This is a genomic window from uncultured Mediterranea sp. (genome assembly GCF_902493215.1).
In the GTDB taxonomy this organism is placed as follows: Bacteria; Bacteroidota; Bacteroidia; order Bacteroidales; family Bacteroidaceae; genus Bacteroides.
The window spans coordinates 1-22,353 of the sequence record NZ_CABUOL010000022.1 but is presented as its reverse complement, the minus strand read 5'-3'; the positions used below and the strand labels follow the sequence as shown (position 1 = coordinate 22,353).

13 protein-coding genes are annotated in these 22,353 nt (G+C 51.4%); 3 read left to right on the top strand and 10 right to left on the bottom strand.

All coding sequences use genetic code 11. The features are described 5' to 3' along the window. Position 1 precedes the first annotated feature (1 nt). The 7 genes from RDO88_RS11475 to RDO88_RS11445 all read right to left on the bottom strand — a co-directional run bounded on the left by RDO88_RS11475 (position 2) and on the right by RDO88_RS11445 (position 13,234). Entirely contained in the window at positions 2–2,056 is a 2,055-nt protein-coding gene (locus tag RDO88_RS11475) for an alpha-amylase family glycosyl hydrolase (RefSeq protein ID WP_307759504.1), read from the bottom strand. A 163-nt stretch (positions 2,057–2,219) separates the two neighbouring features. Continuing rightward, a complete protein-coding gene (locus RDO88_RS11470; protein WP_307759503.1) occupies positions 2,220–3,248 on the bottom strand; it encodes a DUF5115 domain-containing protein in 1,029 nt (342 codons plus the stop codon). A gap of 71 nt (positions 3,249–3,319) precedes the next feature. Then, positions 3,320–4,516, bottom strand: a complete 1,197-nt coding sequence (locus RDO88_RS11465) for a SusE domain-containing protein (protein WP_307759502.1) — start codon at positions 4,514–4,516, stop codon at positions 3,320–3,322. A 20-nt stretch (positions 4,517–4,536) separates the two neighbouring features. Continuing rightward, complete coding sequence (locus tag RDO88_RS11460) at positions 4,537–6,156, bottom strand: RagB/SusD family nutrient uptake outer membrane protein (protein WP_307759501.1); 1,620 nt, start codon at positions 6,154–6,156, stop codon at positions 4,537–4,539. Positions 6,157–6,176: 20 nt separating this feature from the next. Continuing rightward, positions 6,177–9,248 carry a SusC/RagA family TonB-linked outer membrane protein gene (locus RDO88_RS11455; RefSeq protein ID WP_307759526.1) on the bottom strand — a complete coding sequence of 1,024 codons (3,072 nt, stop codon included), beginning with the start codon at positions 9,246–9,248 and terminating at the stop codon, positions 6,177–6,179. Positions 9,249–9,570: 322 nt separating this feature from the next. After that, positions 9,571–12,048 (bottom strand): glycoside hydrolase family 2 TIM barrel-domain containing protein, encoded by a 2,478-nt coding sequence (locus RDO88_RS11450; protein WP_374043946.1) that lies wholly within the window; start codon positions 12,046–12,048, stop codon positions 9,571–9,573. A 7-nt stretch (positions 12,049–12,055) separates the two neighbouring features. After that, positions 12,056–13,234: a glycosyl hydrolase 53 family protein gene (locus RDO88_RS11445; protein ID WP_307759500.1), complete on the bottom strand. Its 1,179-nt coding sequence runs from the start codon at positions 13,232–13,234 to the stop codon at positions 12,056–12,058. 497 nt (positions 13,235–13,731) lie between these two features. Between RDO88_RS11445 and RDO88_RS11440 the strand changes: the two genes are divergently transcribed. From RDO88_RS11440 to RDO88_RS11430, 3 genes are read left to right on the top strand one after another with little or no spacing between them, the layout of a single operon-like run. Further along, positions 13,732–14,736, top strand: a complete 1,005-nt coding sequence (locus tag RDO88_RS11440; protein WP_307759499.1) for a substrate-binding domain-containing protein — start codon at positions 13,732–13,734, stop codon at positions 14,734–14,736. Positions 14,737–14,771: 35 nt separating this feature from the next. Then, positions 14,772–16,136 (top strand): SLC45 family MFS transporter, encoded by a 1,365-nt coding sequence (locus RDO88_RS11435; protein WP_022021427.1) that lies wholly within the window; start codon positions 14,772–14,774, stop codon positions 16,134–16,136. Between the two features lie 50 nt (positions 16,137–16,186). Continuing rightward, positions 16,187–18,496: a family 65 glycosyl hydrolase domain-containing protein gene (locus RDO88_RS11430; RefSeq protein ID WP_307759498.1), complete on the top strand. Its 2,310-nt coding sequence runs from the start codon at positions 16,187–16,189 to the stop codon at positions 18,494–18,496. A 198-nt stretch (positions 18,497–18,694) separates the two neighbouring features. On the opposite strand, the gene RDO88_RS11425 is transcribed toward RDO88_RS11430, so the two are convergent. Genes RDO88_RS11425 through RDO88_RS11415 form a run of 3 tightly spaced genes read right to left on the bottom strand, consistent with a single transcriptional unit; the run spans position 18,695 to position 22,054 of the window. Then, the gene (locus RDO88_RS11425; RefSeq protein WP_307759497.1) at positions 18,695–19,930 is read right to left on the bottom strand and encodes a sodium ion-translocating decarboxylase subunit beta; all 1,236 of its coding nucleotides are present in this window, start codon (positions 19,928–19,930) and stop codon (positions 18,695–18,697) included. Then, positions 19,930–21,759, bottom strand: a complete 1,830-nt coding sequence (locus RDO88_RS11420) for a biotin/lipoyl-containing protein (RefSeq protein WP_307759496.1) — start codon at positions 21,757–21,759, stop codon at positions 19,930–19,932. The genes RDO88_RS11425 and RDO88_RS11420 overlap by 1 nt, the downstream gene beginning before the upstream one ends. 40 nt (positions 21,760–21,799) lie before the next feature. Further along, positions 21,800–22,054: an OadG family protein gene (locus tag RDO88_RS11415; RefSeq protein ID WP_021848407.1), complete on the bottom strand. Its 255-nt coding sequence runs from the start codon at positions 22,052–22,054 to the stop codon at positions 21,800–21,802. Positions 22,055–22,353 lie beyond the last annotated feature (299 nt).

The following is a 22,353-nucleotide window of genomic DNA, read 5'->3' as shown; positions in this document are numbered from 1 at the left end:
CCTATTTCAGCTTGAATACGACAGAGGAATAGGCACCCAACTTCACAAGCGTCTGCCCTTCTTCGGTCGCCTGCTCTGCATTGCCCGATACGGCCACAGCTTTTTCCACTTCGTCGGTCAGCGGGAACTGTACTTCCGCGCCTCCAAAGTTATGGAGTACCAGCATCTTTTCCTCGTCCTTCGTCATATACCAGGCCGCCAGCGACTTGTAAGTCTCATTTGTTTCATTGTAGACGGCATGCCGGCTCATGGTTCCTTCTGCCAAAGCCGGATAGGTATTTCGAAGACGTGTAAAAGTGAGGTATGTGTTCAGCAACGAACTATTATCTGTCTGCTGGTCGGCCACCGACTTTACTGCTGAAGCAACTCCGGCATCCACCTTATCGGTATAGGAAGTGGTGTAGCTGTCGCCCCACAGCATCGGGGCGCGTACATATTCATCACCTTTTTCCTTGGTACCATATAATCCGAGTTCTTCTCCATAATAAATATAAGGAGAGCCAGCCGCCGTCAGCAGCACCGCCGCTGCCAGCCGACACTTGTCTGCCGACTTGCCCAGCTTGGAAGCTGTACGGTCTTCATCGTGGTTGGAGAGCTTCGTTGCCTCAATATAATCACTACAATAAGACGCATATTCCTGCTGATAACTCAGGATATCCTTGGCAAAATAGCAACCGGTCGCATTGTTGATGGCCCACTCCAGTCGATACCAGAAAGAGAACTCGAAAAAAGCAGGAAGGCCGGCATAATAAGGCGCCACCTCGTTGTGCTCCGAAAGCACTTCACCTACCATATAGAAATTATCCGTCTTTCCCGTCTGCTTGTAATACTTATTCATGTCGTCGTAAAACGTTTTCAGGAAACGGGGATTTTCATCGGAGGTCGCATTGTGATAGATATGTTTCACCGCATCCAGCCGCAATCCGTCCACTCCTTTGTCCACCCAGCCTTTGGCCGCGCTGACCATGGCAAGATAAGTTGGATTGGTAGCTACGGCATCCACTTTTCCGTAATTCAAGTCGGCAAACCAATCGGTATAGAAATGAGAATGATAATACCATAAGTCCATTGATTCGAACAGGATATCGGCAGCCGTTTTGTTGTCCAAAGCAAACGGCTCACCCAGCTTCACTTTGGCCGATTTGGAAGAAGCGCCGTATTTCGTGCCGCCATCCCAAGATGTGTTACTGGTACGGATCAGAAAGCCCCATGCCGAAGCGAAGTCCACCGTCAGGTCGTAGACTCCGTTTCCACGGTCATAGAATTTCTTGCAGACCTCATCACCGTAATACAGATATTTGGCCCCAGCGGTACTCGTGTCAGGATTGTCAGCATCGGGCTTCTCGGCCTGAGTCACCGTCACCGTAGGATGAGCGGCATCCGACCAGTCGAGCACAAACTTGTAACATCCTGTCATTTCGTCATCAGCCGAAGTGGTCGAGAACCATTCGCCTGCATTATATCCGGCCGCTCCTTCCGTAGCAATCATCGGAATCTTCCCAGCCGCAATATCAGCCGCAGGATCCTGTGAAAAGACATAATAATCACGATACTCACTGTCGGGCGATGCCTTGGCACTGACAAACCATGGATGATCTTTACCGGTATGATTCATCACATAATCCAGATAAACCTTGATGTCCCGCTGATGTGCTTCCGTCACCAGGCGTTCGAAATCGGCCATCGTCCCATATTGCGGATTGACCGCCGTATAGTCCGTCACGTCATATCCATGATACGACATGGCCGGATGAATGGGCGAAAGCCAAATAGCTCCTACCCCCATCTGCTGCAAATAATCCAATTTGGCTGTAATGCCATTGAAATCTCCCCATCCGTTTCCGTCGCTATCAGCAAAAGAATATACCAGAAGTTGGTACGAGATATCAGCCCGCTTCTGATTATCCCAGCTGTCGGGAGTAGCGGTAATGGAAGACCATTCGGTCGGTGTCGGTTCAGGTGAAGGGATATCAGACTCTGTATCCGAACAAGAAACGACTCCTAATGCCAGTAAACTTATTAAAAAATTATAGCTAAATCTCAACAAATAATGCATGATAATCTATTTCTATTGGATTAATAGATGAATAAAAATTCTCCATATTAGAATAAAAAATCCACTGGACAAAGACATTTCCTCAAGAAAGACAACAATTCTTGCAAAATATTCTTTCTCCAGTGGACTCTACCGGATTATATCAAAATCCTGACACGATCTGTCAATTCTTGGTCAGAACACAATAAATATTGTCAGAAGTACTTCGAGTCATATACACTGTAATCGTATAGTTTCCAGCTTCTTCTACTACAATATCTGATCCATTCTGAGTCAAATTATCGATATCACCACCTAAATTGATAGCCCAATCGTTATTAGCTCGGAACTTAAACTTTCCAGCAATCAGATCGGTAGTTACCGTCCATGTAGCATCTGCTACATTATAGGTCAATGGTGTATCCGTGTTCCATCCTCCAACGGTTGCATCACCCATAATTCCCCAATTAGTGGCCGTTACCGTAAGTTTTCCCGTTGCTACATCAGCAACAATATAATAAAATGCGGGAGTGGCTACATTAAAGTTTGTTCCTTCACCAAGAGTTATTTCAGGACTGTAAGTAGAGAAATCATTATAGTTATATTCACCATCTGCCCAACTTGCGTCACGACTCTTATTAAACTTAAAGTCACCATCCAGATAACTAAATCCTGTATACACTCCATCAAAATTGGGAGAACGTAATGCCGGAGCATTGGAAGTATTCCATCCTTGATGATTACCAGGCAAATAAATGAACTCTGTGAAATCAACAGATAATGTCACCTTTAACTCGATAGACGTTGTAGCTTTCATGACAGATTCTCCCGCAGAAATAAAGGCACTCAACGAACTCGAGATGGTACGCTCGACAGGAGCTTGACCAAACAATGAAACCACCACATCCGCCAATTCCGAAACTTTTGCCTTACCTTCCAAACTTACAGGCAAATTATGAGTACCGCCCAACAATAATTCATAGGAAGATACCACATCAGATTCTCCCATAGTTACAGACGGCGTAAACAACACAATAGAATCAGTAGTGACCTCCGCCATATTTATAGGATCGGCAGCCACGGCAGACAAAGAAACGTTTCTGCCTTCTTCCTGTTCAAAACCTTGTGGCGCAGCCCAATCTGTATAATCACCCTTACATCCCACAAAAGTAAGGACCAAGAGGAACAAACAATATAAAGCTTTCTTTTTCATAAAACTAAAAAAATTATATTTTCCGAGTGGAGGGATGTGCCATCAACTTCGGCACATCCCACCATCTCACATCAATCTAAGGAATAAAAGTAATAGAAGCCATTAATATCATTGAAAATAACATTATACCGGCCGGCTGGAATGGAGATATTGGCACCACCATTGGATCCGATACCATACGGGAAACTTGTTCCTCCCCAGTTAACACCCCAACCGTCAGCACTACCACCTTCGCCAGGACCTACTTTGAATTTAGCGGTTGTGTCTCCAGAAGTTGCATCCAATTCATACTTCCAAACATGATTGTTCATTCCTTCCACGGTATTTACCGGAGACATTGCAACATCAGTCCATCCGTTAAAATCACCTTGCATCATGATATGATAAACGTCTGGAGCCTCCACCGCCTCAATTGTCAATACATCTGTAGCTGTATTCAACTTGATTGAATAATAGCCACTTGTTGCCACCTGCAAGTTTGAAGAACCACCATCATTCTTCACAGGACTGTCAATACCTGCAGCAGAAGAATTACCCCATTGATTATCCCAGCTGCCCGGGGTCTTGATCAATTTAAAGCCTTTGCCTGCCAGGAAGTAACCGGTAAAGATAATTTCTCCCTGACCGGTAGTTGCATTATATTCATATCCGTCCACGATAGACATCGGTATCAATGATACGCCAATATTTCCGGGACCATCATTTCCCCACGTACCGTCACCGATGCAATCGCCAACCAGATACCAAATCTCTGGCTCAGCATTCACAACAGGCATATAATAGGGGAACACAGACAACGCAATAGAGTTCGAGTAACACTGGTAACCAGAAGTCAATGTGGCTCTCAAACGAATGTAAATCTTCACTGCTTCTTTGGGAACAGTTTCTTCATCATATCCACCCAGTTGCATAATCGCCCGATCAATCTGCGAAGTTTCCACACCAAATTCACAAGTAGACGAATTGCCATTCAGCTCTACATAAGTAGCCTCCGACTCTTCCGTCGCGTCATTCCATTTATCGGTCATTGATACCTGTGCATAATAAGTGACAGCTGCAGTATAACCATAATCAGGTTGTTTATAAGTCAATTGTATATACGAGGATTTCTCCAGATCATATACATTACCACTCAATGCAGGTGTATTCAATTCAAATGTATCAGGCTGCTGGACAATGGGATTTGAATCATTATCGTCTTCACAGGCTGTGAACAGACTCAAGCCTATCCCCAGAAACAATCCAGCCAATATATTAATTTTTTTCATACTATATTCATTTTAATAAATTAATAACCAGGATTTTGAATCAGGTTGCTATTATTGGTCAAATCATTTTCAGGAATAGCAAAAATATTCATATAGCTACCAAACTGGGCACCATCATAAGTACCGCCCATCCATTCCCATTTATAGGAAGCCTGTCCGCCGAAACGGCCGAAACGAATAAGATCCATACGACGACGTCCCTCAAACCAGAATTCTTTTGACCATTCATCCAAAATGTTGTCCAATGTATAAACATTCTGAGTAGCCGCATTGGCACGTCTGCGCAAATCATTAATCTTTTCTGAAGCATCTGTATTGACACCGTTCAAGCGAGTAGAAGCCTCGGCATAAGTAAGATAGGCTTCAGCAATACGGAACAATGGCAAATCGGTATTCACATAATCAATGACTTGATTGGGCTGACCATCCGAACGTACATTTCTAAACTTAACACAACCATAACCGGCAGCCTGTTCGCTTTCGTCATCAATAGACGGGGTAAAGCCTTCACCGTAGAACAAAGCACGGTCATCGTTAGCAGCAGCAGTCATTGCAGCTACAGAGTTGGCAGCCGGCGCTGTACTGCTTGGGAAGAACTTATCCAGCAACTGCTGACGTACTCTTGTACACCGGTTCCAACTGTTATTCGTTCCGGAAGGAACATTGACACTCATGTCCGAACTATAGGCAGCAAGTATCAGGAAGTTCATTCCACCATAGCTTTTAGTGGTTACACCATCAAACAAAACTGGGAAAATCATCTCATAACGAGCTTCTGTCTCATTATTATCGGCAAGGAACAACATCTGATATGGAGAGTAAACTTCACCTGTCGAAGGATTGGTTGCCCCCACTGTACACAGATGATAATAACCATTATTGATTACCTTGTCTGCATAATTCATGGCATCCTCCCAACGGGCGTTACCAGTGTATACTTCTGCATTCAAATAAAGTCTCGACAAGAGATTCCATACAGCTACTTTATCCACCCGGCCATAAGTATTCTGCCCTGCATCGGCCATATCATTTACGCAATTCAACAATTCGGTTTCAACAAATTCAAAGAGTTGCGAACGGGTATAGCGTTCAGCCAAATCCGAAGTGACAGTTGTCACAAATGCAGCATTGGCATACATATCCATCACATAATAATATTGTAAGGCACGGATAAATCGCACTTCAGCCCGCCTCATGGCTGTCTCAGGAGTACCATCTTCTGGAACTTGCTCCAAATAAAAGTTACATAATGTAATCGTAAAATATAAACGATAGTAAAAGCCTACTGAAAATACGTTACTAGCACCATAAGAATTATGAAGCAAATCGGGTACACCGGCATCTGTTGCCCAAACCCAATGAGCTTCGTCCGTTGTAAATTCATTCAGATACCAAGACATACGATAGAAATCGGACTGACCTTCATCAATGTCTGCCACGTCACCGCTACCGGCAGGACCTGTCTGACCTGTCAAAGCAAAACTGGCATATACTTTATTGAATAAAGCATCATTGTCTGCCTCCATTGTTTGTTGCGGATTGATTGGAGTGACATCCAAATCACCGACACAAGATGTATTCCCCATCAACAGTGCCAGGCTTGCCGCAAAAATAAATGCTTTTATTTTATTAAATTTCATATTCCACAAATTTTAAATGATTAGAAATTAAGACTAACTCCCAAAATACCCATAAAAGGACGGGGATAAATGTTGCTGTCATATCCACCGTTGACTTCAGGATCCAATCCTTTATACTTCGTAACAGTAAATACATTCTGAGCTGTAAAATAGATTCGTCCACCTAAAGCAAGCTTTCCTATCTTATCAAAAGAATAACCCAAAGTAATGTTGTCACACTTCAAATACGAAGCATTTTGAATAAAGTAGTCAGACAGGGCATCAGTTGAAGAAACTTGTTGCCAATTCTTAGGCCTTGTCATATCCAATACATTATGCCACGTAGACCCAGAATAAGTACTGGAAGAAGAAAGATTAGAATTGCTGCACTCAACCGCATTATAATTGTAGTTGCCCAAACTTGCGCGCAAAGAAAAACTTAAATCCCAATTCTTATAAATCAACTTAGATGTGAGTCCCATTAGTACATCGGGATCTGCTTTCTTATAGAAATAACGGTCGTCACCGTTGATTACACCATTACCATCGCGGTCTACAAATTCGCCTTCAATGGGCTGGCCATTTTCATCATAGACCTGTTGATAAGTATAATAAGCAGTGGACGGTTGACCTACTGCCCAACCCTTTATTCCATCCGAGCTACCTGCGCCTACAGCACTACCACCGTATTGCACAACATAGTCATCACCTTGACTCGCTACCAGTTCATCAATTTCATTGGAATTCCAAGTTACATTATAACCAAGTTCCCAACTCCAATCCTTCATTTGGATAGCACGCCAAGTCAATGCGAATTCCACACCTTGATTATGCAATGAACCGATATTGCTCGTCAACTTATTGGAAAAGTTTGAACCTGCCGCGATAAACACGGTATTGATCAAGTCTGTCGTTTTACGATAATAATAGTCAATATTTGCAGTCAACCGATTATTCCAAAAGCCTAAGTCGATACCCGCATTATAAGTTGTCGTCTTTTCCCATGTCAAATCCGGATTATATGCATCAGGTCTATAGGTAATTCCATTGCCGACTATCGGATAATAGGCACCTTGAGAGTTAGGAGTATAAGATGCGAAATAAGTATAATCGCCAATACCTTCCTGTTGTCCAGTAATACCATATCCCAAACGAAGTTTCATATCAGACAGCACATCTACATCTTTCAAGAAAGCTTCTTCCTTCAAACGCCAAGCCAAAGCGACTGACGGGAATATACCCCAACGATTATCTGGAGAGAAACGTGAAGACCCGTCACCACGCAAAGTTGCTGTCAACAGATACTTATCTTTATAAGAATAGTTCAAACGTCCAAAGAAAGAAACCAGATAGTTTTCAGTCTTGTATAATGTATTTTCTGATGGATTATACTGTTGACCCGGGAATTCTTCGTGGGTGTCTTGATAGTATCCACAATAGAAATAATCAGTTTCTTTATGGAAATGCTGCCATTCATAACCAGCCATAATATCAAAATGGTGATCCTCCGTAAAATCTTTCGTATATTGCGCATAGGCATTCAATGAAAGATTATAAGTATCCATCGTATTCCAACCATAGTTACCATAATAATAGTTGGCTGTATCATAGAAATAAGGAGAATAGCTTTGATTGGTTTCACCTGAAGACAGATTCATACCACCATTAACATGCAGACGCAAATCTTCAAAACCGTGTACTTTGTAGTCAATTTCCGCATTACCCATCAACACCTTAGACTCACCTGTATTAGAGTGCAGATTCAGTATAGCCACGGGATTTCCAACCGCCAGGTTGTTTACGCCATATTGCCAAGACGGGTCATAATCTGAAGCATATGGCCACTGCCAGTAACCTGCATAATTCTTCTTACCGGCTTCAGTATTGTCATACACAGGTTTTGTGGGGTCCATAGAAGCGGCAGCACCGATAGCACCTTCATCGGCATAATCAGTATTCGAATACATACCTTTTGCATTCAAATTGACACTCAAGTGATTGTCTAAGAACGATGGAGCTATATTGAAGCTTGCTGTGTAACGCTCGAAATTTGAGGTTTTCAAAATACCGTTCTGGTTGGTATATCCAAAAGAAACTCGGTAGGGCATATTTTTCAAGCCACCTGAAACTGTAATATTATGATCCGTGCTGATAGCCGTACGGTAGATTTCGTCCTGCCAATCGGTATTGGCGAACAAATGATTGCCGTTTTCGTCATAATATCCCAAAGACTGATATTCAGCACTGTTCAAGAAGTCTTCGTCCGAATAGCCGAACAAATTCTGAACATAATCCATATAAGCAGGTCCATCCAAGACATCTACCGTCTGCTTAACCTTGCTGAACGATACATTTCCATTGTAGGTAACCTTGGGTTTAGAGCCCTTGGAACCTTTCTTTGTAGTAATCAAAATAACACCATTTGATGCTCGAGAACCATAAATAGCGGTTGCTGAAGCATCTTTCAGAACAGTAAAGCTTTCAATATCATTCGGATTTACCATAGAAAGCGGATTCGACAAACCCTGAACACCATAACTGTCCATAGCCAAACCATCAATCACAATCAGCGGGTCGTTTGAAGCATTCAAAGAGGAACCACCACGGATACGGATAGTAGCTCCACCACCCGGCTGACCACCATTGTTCTGAACATTTACACCAGCAATTTTGCCCTGCATCATGTCCTGAGCATTAGTTACTAAACCTTTGTTCATTTCATCGGGCTTGATGGCCGTCACCGAACCGGTCAAGTCATTCTTCTTGGCCACACCATAACCGATGACCACCACCTCGCTCAACAACTCGGTGTCGTCCTGCAATGTTATTACGACCGAAGGGGCGGCTGCCACTTCCTGCGTCTTGTAACCGATAAACGAAACAACCAACGTTGCACCCTGAGGTACAGTTAAGGTAAAGTTACCATCCATGTCGGTAATGGTACCGTTGGAGGTATTACCCTTTTCCACTACATTCGCGCCAATCACACCACCCAGGGCATCTTTCACATGTCCTTTCACGGTGACAGTCTGTGCATAAGCGCCAGCACACAAGAACATCCCTAATACTAGGGTCAGAATCGTTTGACAGATTCTAAGATTAACTTGCTTCATGCATCTACAAAAATTAAAGTTAACAATAAAATTATCTTTATCAAAAAACACGCGGTACATTCACCGACAGCCGTCTGCCGTCTGTACATATTGCACCAAGACAAAAGTATGAGTTTCGTGTTTACCTTGTTTTGACAACCGACAAAAAGATGCTTCAGAAAGCATGCAAACGATTGCATCATGATGCATGAAAGCGGAGGTATAGTGAAAAGAAAGTCGGGGTTGTGTCAAAAGGACTCACCACAGATTGCGCTGAGTTCTGTTGACACAACCCCGACTCAATATCAGGACCGAAGCAGGCAAGTGCTTCGGAAACGCTTCATCAGCGTGTCACGTCGAGTGTGAGTTTGGCAGACTTCAAACCTTTGGCCTTTGCCTCGAACACCAGCTGGCCGGCTTCGGTACCCGTCTGCACGATGGCCGTCAGCTGGCCGCTGAAGGCGTGCATGCGCGGCAGGTGGAAGAGGTCCAGACAGGTGGCGTCACCATTGGCGGCCGCACGATAGGTACCCGCTCCCTTAACAGAGAAGGTCACCAGGCGGTTGTCGGCCGGGCAGAGGTTGCCGTCCTTGTCCACCACGCGGACGGTGATGTAAGCCAGGTCCTTGCCGTCGGCCGTGAGCTGCATGCGGTCGGCCACCACTTCCAGGTGATGGGGCTTGCCGGCCGTGCGCACAATCTTCTCTTCGGCGGGGCGGCCGTCCTTGTCGTAGGCCACGACTTTCAGTTCGCCGGCTTCATAGGGTACGTCCATCCACATCAGGCGGTAGCGGCGTTGCAACCACAAAGCATCCTTTTCCTTCAACGAAAGCGCTGTTTTCGCATCCAGTTTACGCTGCTTTCCGTAGCTCTTCCCGTTGACGAAGAGTTCGGCCTCGGGGTAGCTGGTGTAGACAAAGACAGGCGTGTTCTCCCCTTCCCTGCCAGGCCAGGTCCAGTGGGGCAATACATGGAGGGTGTTGTCGCGCTTGTTCCAAAGGCTGCGATAGAGGTAGTAGCGGTCCTTGGGAAGGCTGGCCAGGTCGATGATGCCGAACACGGAGCTATGGCTGGGCCATGCGTCGGTGTCGTAGGGCGACGGTTCGCCCAAATAGTCGAAGCCTGTCCACACGAACTGGCCGAGCGTCCAGTCGTAGTCATCGGCCAGGGCAAAGTCCTCGTCGGGCACGTTCGACCACGAGCAGGCCTCCAGGTCGTAACCCGAAGACTGATGGTCGTCGTACATGGCGTGTTTCTTCAGCTCGGCAGGGAACTTGTAGACGCCACGCGAGCTGACGGTGGAAGCCGTCTCGGAACCCAGCACCAGGTTCTGTGGCAACTGGCCGTAGGCCTCCACGTAGCGGTGCGTGCGGTAGTTGAAGCCGGGCACGTCGAGCATGGCGGCAAAGCCATTGCCCAGGACGCAGGATACCTGATCCATGCCGCAGGTGACGGGGCGTGTGGGGTCTTCGCGATGGCAGATGTCCTGCAGGAACGAGGCCACCTTGTAGCCTTCGGGGCTGCACTGGGTAGGCACTTCGTTGCCGATGCTCCACATCACCACGCTGGGGTTGTTGCGATACTGGCGGAGCATGTTCACCATGTCCTTCTCCGCCCACTCGTTGAAATAGCGGTGGTAGCCGTTCTCACACTTGGCGATATCCCATTCGTCGAAAGGCTCGAGCATCATCATGAAGCCCATCTCGTCGCAGAGCTGGACCAGCTCGGGCGCGGGCATGTTGTGGGAGGTGCGGATGGCGTCGCAACCCATGTCCTTGAGCAACGTCAGCTGGCGGCGGAGGGCAGCCACGTTGATGGCGGCACCCAGCGGACCGAGGTCGTGATGGTTGCATACTCCCTGAAACTTGCGGTGCTTGCCGTTGAGGAAGAAGCCCTTGTCGGCCACCAGCTCGATGCTGCGGATGCCGAAGCGGGTGACGTATTCGTCCACCTGACGGCCGTCCACGTATATCTTCGAAGAGGCCTTATATAAATAAGGTGTCTCGGGGCTCCACAACTGGGGCTTGTCCACGAGGAAGTTCTGCTCGAAGGGCTTTCCGTGGTTGATTTTCATCGTATTGTCCTTCACGGCCACCACCTGCCCTTCGGGCGAGAGGATTTCGGTGACGATGCGCACGTCCTGCTGTCCGGCTCCCTCGACGGTGGTCTTCAGGCAGACGGAGGCATAGTCGGCGGCCACGTGGGGCGTGGTGAGCTGGGTGCCCCATACGGGTACATGCACCGCTTCCGTGGCTACGACACGCACGTTTCTGTACAAGCCCGCACCCGGATACCAGCGTGAGGACTGGGGACGGTTCTCCAGGCGCACGGCCAATACGTTCGGCTGACCGTCCTTATATATATAAGGTGTAACGTCGCAATGGAAGGAATTGTAGCCGCAAGGCCAGAAGCAGGCTTCCTGCCCGTTGACGTAGACGCGCGCCTCGCTCATGGCACCGTCGAACACGAGCGACACCTGCTTGCCCGCAGGAGCGTCGAACGTGGTACGATACCACCCCACTCCTACGTAGGGAAGACCGCCCGTTCGGCCTGTCTTCACCGAAGCGGCCGTCTCGAGGTTCTGCGTCACGGCCACATTCTGCAGGTCGTTGTTACGGTCGAAAGGACCGTAGATGGCCCAGTCGTGGGGCACGGTGACCGTCTCCCACTTCGTGTCGTCAAACTCCGGCTTCATGGCATCGGCCACGTCGCCCTTCGTAAATCTCCAGTTCTTCTCCAACAACGTCTCCGTGCGTTGCTGGGCGGCCACCATCCAGGCCAACAACAGGCAACACAAGGTTGCCAACAATCTTCTGTTCATAAATTTGTCAGTCTTTAAAGGCGTTCATAATTACGGTAGGTTTTCCGTCTGCGGTAAAGGCACCCAGGCGGTATTGGCTTGGCTTGCACTCGGGCTCCCAGTAGAACACGCCCTTGCACTTGCCACCGGTATTCTCGCGGCATTCCTTGATGATGCGCGCCAGCTGCTCCCTGCCCTGCTGGAGGACGGCGTCGCCGGCCAGATTGCCCTTGTCGTCGGCACACTCCATGCCCGTCTCCACCACCATCACGTCGCAACCGTAGCGGGCACTGACGGCCATGATGTTGGCGATGCAGTCGGTAATCACCTTATTGGGGTCGGTATATTGATTGCCGTCGGCATCCTTGTTGTCCCAGTTGATGCACCAGTAGGGATAGAGCGACATGCCGATCATGTCCCACTTGCCGCCGTTCTTCTTCAGTTCGTCGAAGAACCAGGTATAAAGGCTCTTGTCGAAGCCGTTGTCCAGATGGACGATGGCGGCAGCCTGCGGGAAGACGCTCTTCACGGCATCATAGCCCGCATTGATGAAGGCGGCCAGATTGGCCCAGTTTTCCTTGAAGCTCACCTTGCGGTTACCGTCATAGTCGATGGTGCTTTCGCCGCTCCACGAGGCACCGCTGAGCGAGGCGTCTTCGTCCCACAACATGCCCGGGCGTATCTCGTTGCCCACCTGCACCCACTTGGGTGTCACGCCTTTGGCTTTCAGGGCCTGCAAGGCTTCGGTGGTATGGTTCCTGATGGCTTCCTTCAGCTGGCCGAGGTCCATGTCCTTCCAGGCCGCGGGCTTCACCTGCTTGCTGGGGTCGGCCCAAAAGTCGCTGTAGTGGAAGTCCACCATCACGTCCATGCCCAAGTCCTTGGCCCGCACGGCCTTCACGACCATATCTTCCACGTCGCACCATCCGCCGTACTTCGAAGGGTCGACCCACACGCGCAGGCGGATGGCATTGAGGCCGCACTCCTTCATCAGGGCGGTGCACTCGCGCTCCTGCCCGGCCGCATTGTAGAACTTATGTCCCTGGCTCTCCATCTGGGTCACCCAGCTGATGTCGGCCCCGAGGGCGAAGTCTGTCGTGCCCGAGGGCGTTTCGCCTCCCTCCTCGCCTTCCTTGGCAGAAGAGCTGCAGGCCCCGAAGAAGAGGACGAGGGCCAGCAAGAGGCTGGAAAAAGTAAAATGTCTCATAATCACATGTACTGAATAAAACATAAAAGGATAATTTTACTCAAAGATAAACAATATATCCTGATGATGAAAACATAGCTCCTATTTTATGGAAAAAAACTCCTGGTCCTCCCTATAAACCATGCTGATTATCAGCACATAGACTTTCTACCCCTTTCTCAAAACCGGGGAAAAGCTTTCCCTCACCGGGGGAAAGGTCTTCCCTTTTAAAGGGAAAGGCTTTCTCCTTTAAAGAGAAAGGTTTTCCCACGGCGTGAGATGCAGGGGGAAAAAGCCGGACTTCCTGTACTTCCGCCTCCTCCGCCCTGCCAAAGGAACGCAACAGAAGCCCCTATATGCAATCGTTTGCAAAAACAGATAACCCGATAACATTCAAGACTGAACGCCAATCCGCCCAAATCGCCTATTTTTGCAACAAAAAAGCAACGGCAAGCAGCTCCGGCCCTTGGGCGGATGGCAAATATTGCCTACCTTTGGCTGGAAAAAAACCGATACGTATGAACAGACCTCAAATCACCATCAAAGACATCGCACGTGCGCTGAACGTATCTCCCTCGACCGTGTCGCGGGCCCTGAAGGACAACCCGGACATCAGCCAGGAAACACGCGACCTGATACACGCCTATGCCCGCGAGCACAACTACAAGCCCAACGCACAGGCGGTGAACCTGCGTGCCGGACGGAGCAACACCATCGGCGTCATTGTCCCCCAGATGGTGCACCACTTCTTCTCGTGCGTACTGAGCGGCATCGAGCAGGCGGCCTCCGAAGCCGGCTACAACATCATCGTGGCCCAAAGCAACGAGTCCTACGAACAAGAGGTGAAGATTGTCCATTCGTTTCTGGCCGCACGCGTGTGCGGCGTCATCGCTTCGCTGGCCAAGGAGACTTCGCACTACGAACACTACCAGGAGTTGCTGGACAACAACATACCCATCGTCTTCTACGACCGCATCTGCACCGGCATCAAGACCGAGCGGGTGGTGGTGGACGACTATGCCGGCTCGTTTGCCGCCGTGGAGTACATGATACAGACGGGGTGCAAGCGCATCTGCTTCTACGGCTCGTCGCCCCACCTCGAAATCACCAAGAACCGCCGCAACGGCTATCTGGACGCCATGAAGAAGTACCACATGCCCGTAGACGAGGGCATGATGCTCCTTTGTGACACGCGCGAACAAGCCATCGCCCTCACGCCCGACCTGCTGGAGAGCGCCAACCGCCCCGACGGCTTCTTCGCCATCAACGACGAGACGGCGGCCGGCATCCTCTATGCGTGCAAGCTGGTGGGCGTCAAGGTGCCCGACGAGGTCTCCATCTGCGGATTCACCAACGGCGTCATCGCCCAGAACACCGACCCCAAGCTGACCACCGTCGAGCAGCATGGCGAGGAGGTGGGAAAGAGCGCCTTCAACATCCTCTGCGAGAAGCTGGAGGGCGAGGAGAAAAGCCCGAACAAAATCGTGCGAACCAACCTGGTGGTGCGGGGCACAACCAAATGAGAAACGTAAGAAATGAAATAACATAAAGAACGACCATGAAAGTAAAACCTGACTTGAGTTTCTGGAAGCTGTGGAACATCAGCTTCGGCTTTTTCGGCGTACAGATAGCCTACGCCCTTCAGAGCGCCAACATCAGCCGCATCTTTGCCACGCTGGGCGCCGACCCGCATACCCTGAGCTACTTCTGGATTCTGCCTCCGCTGGCGGGCATCATCGTCCAACCCATTGTGGGGGCGGCCAGCGACCGCACCTGGACACGCTTCGGACGCCGCATCCCCTACCTGTTCATCGGCTCGCTCATCGCCGTGCTGGTGATGTGCCTCCTGCCCAACGCGGGCAGCTTCGGCATGAGCGTGGGCACCGCCATGATATTCGGCCTCTTCGCCCTGATGTTCCTCGACACATCCATCAACATGGCCATGCAGCCGTTCAAGATGATGGTGGGCGACATGGTGAACGAGAAGCAGAAAGGCCTGGCCTACTCCATCCAGAGCTTCCTGTGCAATGCCGGAAGCCTCGTGGGATATCTGTTCCCCTTCTTCTTCGCATGGATAGGCATCCGCAACACGGCTCCGCAGGGCGTCATCCCCGACTCCGTCATCTATTCCTTCTACATCGGCGCGGCCATCCTCATCGCGTGCGTAATCTACACCAGCGTCAAGGTCAAGGAGATGCCTCCCAAGGAGTATGCCGAATACCACGGCATCAGCGAGGAGCAGGAGAAGGAGAAGACCAACATGCTGAAGCTGCTCGTCAAGGCGCCCAAGACCTTCTGGACGGTGGGACTAGTACAGTTCTTCTGCTGGTTTGCCTTCATGTTCATGTGGACCTACACCAACGGTAGCATCGCCGCCAACGTGTTCGGCGCGCCTACGGTAGAGACGGTGGTCAACGGAGTTACGAAAGTGGTGCTCGACACCACCAGCCAGCCCTATCAGGAGGCGGCCAACTGGGTGGGCGTACTCTTTGCCGTGCAGGCCATCGGTTCCGTCCTCTGGGCCATCTGCATCCCCCTGTTCAAGAACCGCCGGCTGGTCTATTCGCTCAGCCTCGTGCTGGGCGGCATCGGGTTCATCTCCACCTACTTCATCCACGACCCCTACACCCTGTTCTTCTCGTTCGTGCTCATCGGTTGCGCCTGGGCAGCCATGCTGGCCCTGCCGTTCACCATCCTCACCAACTCGCTGAGCGGTAGCCACATGGGCACCTACCTGGGGCTGTTCAACGGTACCATCTGCATCCCGCAGATTGTAGCGGCCGCCCTGGGCGGAAGCATCCTGGCCCTGTTCACCCCCGAAGGCTGCCTGCCGCCCGAAATCAACATGCTTGTCACCGCCGGCGTCATGCTGCTGATAGGAGCTGTCTGCGTGTATATTATCAAGGAAGGACGATCGGAATAAGAAAAAAATGTCTATCTTTACGGCGTAACCCTTATACAAAGACTATCGCCATGAGAAGATATCTGAAGACCGACGAGTGGAATATCATTGAAGACGAGTTTCATGCCGACGACCTCCGCATGTCCGAAAGCATATTCAGCCTGGGCAACGGACGCTTCGGCCAACGGGGCAACTTCGAGGAGCCCTATAGCAGCGACAGCTACCCGGGTTCGTTCGTGGCAGGCATCCCCTTCCTCGACAAGACCCGTGTAGCGTGGTGGAAGAACGGTTTCCCCCGCTTCTACACCCGCATCCCCAATGCCGCCAACTGGAGCAGCATCCACCTGCGCCTCATCGACGAGGAGCTGGATCTGGCACTATGGGACGTGAACAGCTTCAACCGCCGGCTCGACATGTACGACGGCATCTCCTACCGCGATGTCAAGGCCACTTCTCCGCGCGGAAACAGCCTGCAGGTGCATGTCGAGCATCTGGTCAACATGGCCCACCCCGACCTCTGCCTCATCCGCTATAGCGTCACCTCGCTCAACTATACCGGCCGCCTGTCGCTGCTCCCCCTGCTCGAGGCCAACCTGAACGACCACGCCGAATATACGGAAGAAAAGATATGGAATGTGATTGATTCGGGCGTCAGCCAGGATTGCGCCTACCTGTGGACACAAACCCGACGGGAAGACTCGCAAGTCTGTTTCGCCCTGTCCTATCACTTCTACAAGAACAACAAGGAAGCCGTCCACAACCCCATCCGCATCGAGAAGGGCAAGGTGACCGGCTTCAGCTTGGGAGCCGACGTCAAGCCGGGCGACACGGTGACGCTGGTGAAGTATGTCGTCGTGGCCTCTTCCCTCTACTACGAAAGGCCCCACCTGGTAGAGACCTCCATCCGCATGGCCCGACAGGCCAAGGCCGACGGATGGGACGCCCTGACGGAAGACCACCGGCAAGCCTGGCATGCCATCTGGGAAGAAGCCGACGTCACCATCGAGGGCGACCCCGAAGCCCAGCAGGGCATCCGCTACAACATCTTCCAGCTCTACCAGACCTATCGCGGCGACGACCCCCGCCTGAACATCGCCCCCAAAGGCTTCACGGGCGAGAAGTATGGCGGCAACACCTATTGGAATACCGAGTTGTGCTGTGTGCCCTTCTTCCTGTTTTCCACCCCGCGAAGCATTGCGAAGAACCTGCTGATGTACCGCTACAACCAGCTGCCCAAGGCCATCGAAAATGCCGAAAAGCTGGGATTCAGGAACGGAGCAGCCCTCTTTCCGCAGGTGACCAACAACGGCGAAGAATGCCATAGCGAATGGGAAATCACCTTCGAAGAGATACACCGCAACAACATCATCATCTATGCCATCCTGCAATATGCCACCGTCACCGGCTCCGACGACTACATTCTGAAGTACGGGCTGGAGGTGATGATAGCCGTCTGCCGCTTCTGGAGCCAGCGGGTCACTTTCTCACGCCCCAAACAGCAATACGTCATCCTGGGTGTCACCGGCCCCGACGAATATCAGAGTAACGTGGACAACAACTGGTACACCAACCTCTCCTGCACCAGCTGCCTCAAAATCACCTTATATTACCTCGACCTGGCCGCCGAGAAGCATCCCGACGACTACGCCCGCATCTGCCGCCTCACCGGCCTCGACTACGAAGGCGAAACGCCCCTCTGGCGCGACATTGCCCGCCGGATGTACCTGCCCGAAGACAAGGAGCAGGGCATCTTCGTGCAGAACGACGGCTTCATGGACAAGACCCTGCAAACCACCGACGCCATCCCCGCCGACGAACGCCCCATCAACCAGCACTGGTCGTGGGACCGCATCCTGCGCTCCTGCTACATCAAGCAGAGCGATGTCCTGCTGGGCCTCTACCTGTATTACTACAAGTTCGACACGGAGACCATCCGCCGCAACTTCCACTTCTACGAACCCATGACCGTACACGAGTCATCGCTCTCGCCCCACGTACACGCCATCCTGGCCGCACGCATCGGCGAGACGGAGAAGGCCTACCGCCTCTTCCTGCACGCCACCCGCCTCGACCTGGACGACTACAACAACGAGACCGACCAGGGCCTGCACATCACCAGCATGCCGGGCTCGTGGCTGGCCCTCGTCCGAGGATTTGCCAACCTGCAGGTGTACCACAAGATACTGAACTTCTCGCCCGTGCGGCCCTCGCATTGGACGAAATATGCCTTCAAGGTAAACTTTCAGGGAAGGAAGCTGGGCGTCGAAGTGACCGGCGAGGTGCGGATTACCCTCCTTGCGGGCGAACCGCTGGCCATCCAGGTGTACGACACTCCGTACACCCTCACCCCCAGTCACCCCCTCTGCGTGCCCTGCAAGTAAGCGGGCTCTGCTACAAGACAGCACAAAAAAAGAGAGGGTGCATCAAAAAAAATAAGTTTTATCATAAAAAAGTCATCCTGAACGAAGTGAAGGATCTCCCTACACAGATAACTGTTTTCGAGATTCTTCGCTTTGCTCAGAATGACAAAATGTAGTACTTATTTTTTGATACACCCTTCTTTATCGGATGTCTTTATCTTATCCCAGGAACGAGATGAGCACACCGGCAGCCACGGCCGAACCGATGACACCCGAGATGTTGCTGGACATACAGTAGTTCAGCACGTGGTTCTTCGGGTCGTACTTCGTGGCAATCTCGTTGCACACGCGGCTTGCCATAGGCACGGCGCTCAAGCCCGTCGCACCAATCAGCGGATTGATCTTCTTCTTCGAGAAGAGGTTCACCAGCTTCACGAACAGGATACCGCCCGAGATGGACAGGGCAAAGGCCAGGAAACCTCCGGCTACGATGCCGATGGTCGTCCAGTTCAGGAAAGCCTCGCTCGTCATCGTGGCGCCCACACTGAGGCCCAGGAAGATGGTGGCGGCGTTCATGATGCTGTTGGCGGCAGCGTCGAACAGGCGGCTCGTGTCCGAACCGATTTCCTTAATGAGGTTACCGAACATCAGCATACCGATCAAAGGCACGGCCGTAGGCACAAACAGGGCCACAATGGTCGTCACGGCTATCGGGAAGATAATCTTCAATACGCGCAGGTTTTTGATTTCGGTCTTCGACGGATAGAGCTTCTCCTGCTCCTTCATGTTGATCATCAGCTCCTTCTTGGTGCAGAGCAGCTTCACAACCAGCGGGATGATGACCGGCACCAGAGCCATGTACGAGTAGGCCGCGATGGCGATGGGTCCCAGCAGGTGGGGAGCCAGCTTGATGGTAGTAAAGATGGCCGTCGGGCCGTCGGCACCACCGATGATGCCCAGCGCACCGGCTTCCTTAGGCGTGAAGCCCATCAGCACGGCACAGATCAGCACCGTAAAGATACCCAGCTGGGCGGCCGCGCCGAAGATGGACAGGCGCAGGTTGCGGAGCATGGGGCCGAAGTCGGTCATGGCGCCCACACCCATGAAGATGACGGGCGGCAGGAAACCGGTCTTGATCAGCATGTAGTAGATGAAGTTCATCAGTCCCAGCTCGTGGGCAATCTCGTGCAGAGGCATTTCCCAGATGTTCTTCATCACCCCGTTCACCATTACCATACCATTCTCGTCGGCCTGGATGACACCCATTTCGCCGCCCGGAAAGTTGGCGATGAGCACACCGAAGGCGATGGGCACCAGCAGCAACGGCTCGTAGTGCTTCTTGATGCCCAGGTAGAGCAGGATGAAGGCAATGGCATACATCACGAGGAACGACGGGTCGGCAATGATGTTGCTGAACGCCGTCATGTCATAGAGTTTTCCAAATATATCTTCCATTATCCTATCTTCATTAATACGTCGTCTTCTGATACTGAGTCACCCGAGTTCAGGCAGATGGCGGTCACGGTGCCCTCCACGTCGCTACGGATGGCGTTGTAGGTCTTCATGGCCTCGATGTAGCACAGCAGGTCGCCCTTCTTCACGCGGTCGCCCACCTTGATCGGCGTCTCCTGCGTGTTCTTGGTCAGGAAGAACTTGCCTTCCAGCGGAGCCACTACCGGCTCGCCTTCGCCCGAGGGAGCCACCTTCTCGGTAGCCGAGGCGGGCAGGTCGATGTCGCCATAAGCCACGGTCACGCGATAGGATTGTCCGTCCACCTGTACGGTCAGGGTCTTGGGTTTGGCGTCGTCGGCCGGGGTGCTGTTCTGCTCGGCGCGGCGCTTCTCCACGTCGGCCAGGAAGTCTTCCTTGGCCTTTCCGCTCTTGTAGGCCTCATACTGGGCGGGGTGCATAGCATATTCGAAGAGTTCTTCGTCGTCTTCGCCCGTATCCCATTTCTTCTCCTTCATCATCTTGCGGTACTTGTCCAGGCAGTCGGGATAGTTGTCCTGCGGGTTGCCGGTGAAGAACTTGCGTCCCTCGCGTTCGGCCTTCTCCACGATTTCGGGAGCCAGCTCGCCCGGCAGCTTTCCGGCCTTGCCCAGAATCATGTCCCAGATGTCGTCGGCAATCATGCCCCAGCGTTCCTTGCCCTTCTCCATGGCGATGACGTTCATCATGGCCAGGTTCTTGACGTACTGGCTGAAGGGAGTCACCAAGGGAGGATAACCCACGCGCGGCCATACGTAAGCCACTTCGTTGAAGAGCTTGATGAGCAGCTCGTCCTGCTTCATGAAGGGCAGGTTGTGCTTGGCCTTGTATTTGTTGATGCTTTCGAGGTTCGTCTCCAGGTCGGCCATCAGCGAACCCATCATGCCGCCCGGCAGACCCGGACCGATGAGCAGGGAGTTCATCAGACGGTTACGCGGCGAGATGTACAGGCCCAGGAAGTCGTCCATGAACTCCTGGATGAGGGCGCGCACCTTCATGTAGGCCTCCATGTTGATTTCGGGCACCTGATAGCCGGCGTCCTTCAGCATGGCCTGCACGCTGAGCAGGTCGGCGTGACCCGTACCCCACGACAACGGCTCCATGCCCACGTCGATGTAGTCGCATCCGGCTTCGCAGACGGCCAGGATGCTGGCCATGTTGAAGCCGGGGCCCGCATGGCTGTGATACTGGATGGGGATGTCCTTGATCTGCTTGATGCCGGCCACAATCTTGCCCAGCGTCACGGGGCGTCCGATGCCCGCCATGTCCTTGATGCAGATTTCGTCGGCACCTGCCTCGATGAGCTGCTTGGCCATGTTGACGTAGTATTCCACCGTGTGTACCGGCGAGTGGGTGATGCAGAGCGAGCATTGCGAAATCATGCCGGCCTCGTGGGCATAGCCGATGGAGGGGATGATGTTGCGCACGTCGTTCAGTCCGCAGAACGTGCGGGTGATGTCAGTGCCCTGCGCCTTCTTTACCTTATAGAAGAGCTTGCGCACGTCGGCAGGCACGGGGCTCATGCGAAGGCCGTTCAGCGCACGGTCCAGCATGTGTGTCTGTATGCCGGCTTCATGGAAAGGTTTCGTCCAGGCACGCACGGCCTTATTCGGGTTTTCTCCAAAAAGCAGATTCACTTGTTCGAAGCCGCCGCCGTTGGTTTCCACGCGGGCAAAACAGCCCATCTCCACAATGGCGGGAGCCACCTTCACCAGCTGGTCAACGCGGGGAACATACTTACCGGCGCTCTGCCACATGTCCCTGAAGACCAAGCTGAACTTAATTTCTCTTTTCATCGTTGATTCTATTCTGTAAAAATATGAATAATGTGTTTTTTTATCTCAGTTTCTCCACCTTCGTCACCTTGCCTTTGTCGTGTGTCACTACGGCAACCGCGGCACTGATGGCCGCCATGATGTTGGCCGGTATCGGAGCGGGACCTTCCTTCTTGGCAGCCACCGCCTCTTCGGGCGCATACTTGTTGACAAGTGCAATCATCGCCTTGCCTAAATAGATGACAATCAGCAGGATGGCAAACACGGTAGCCATGCCCACCACCATCAGCAGAAGTGCAATATTCAAGTTCTCCATATTGATAATTTATTAGTATTTTTCATGAATCGGTAAAAAACCGCCCGAAATTACTGCTTTTTGCTTAGAATGTAACGGGCGATTATGATAAAAGATGCTAAATAACAAGAGCAGAATGAACAAAACAGAGTTGTCGAGTCAACAAGGTTTCATTCTCTATTTTCAATTTTCCCCCGTCGATTTATCGTAATTCACAGGCTCTCGTCCAGCTTTTGGGACTCCAAACACCTATTTTTTGAACTATTTTCGTTCATTTATGCCTGATTTTGAATGCCGACAATCGCGAAAAATCTACGCTC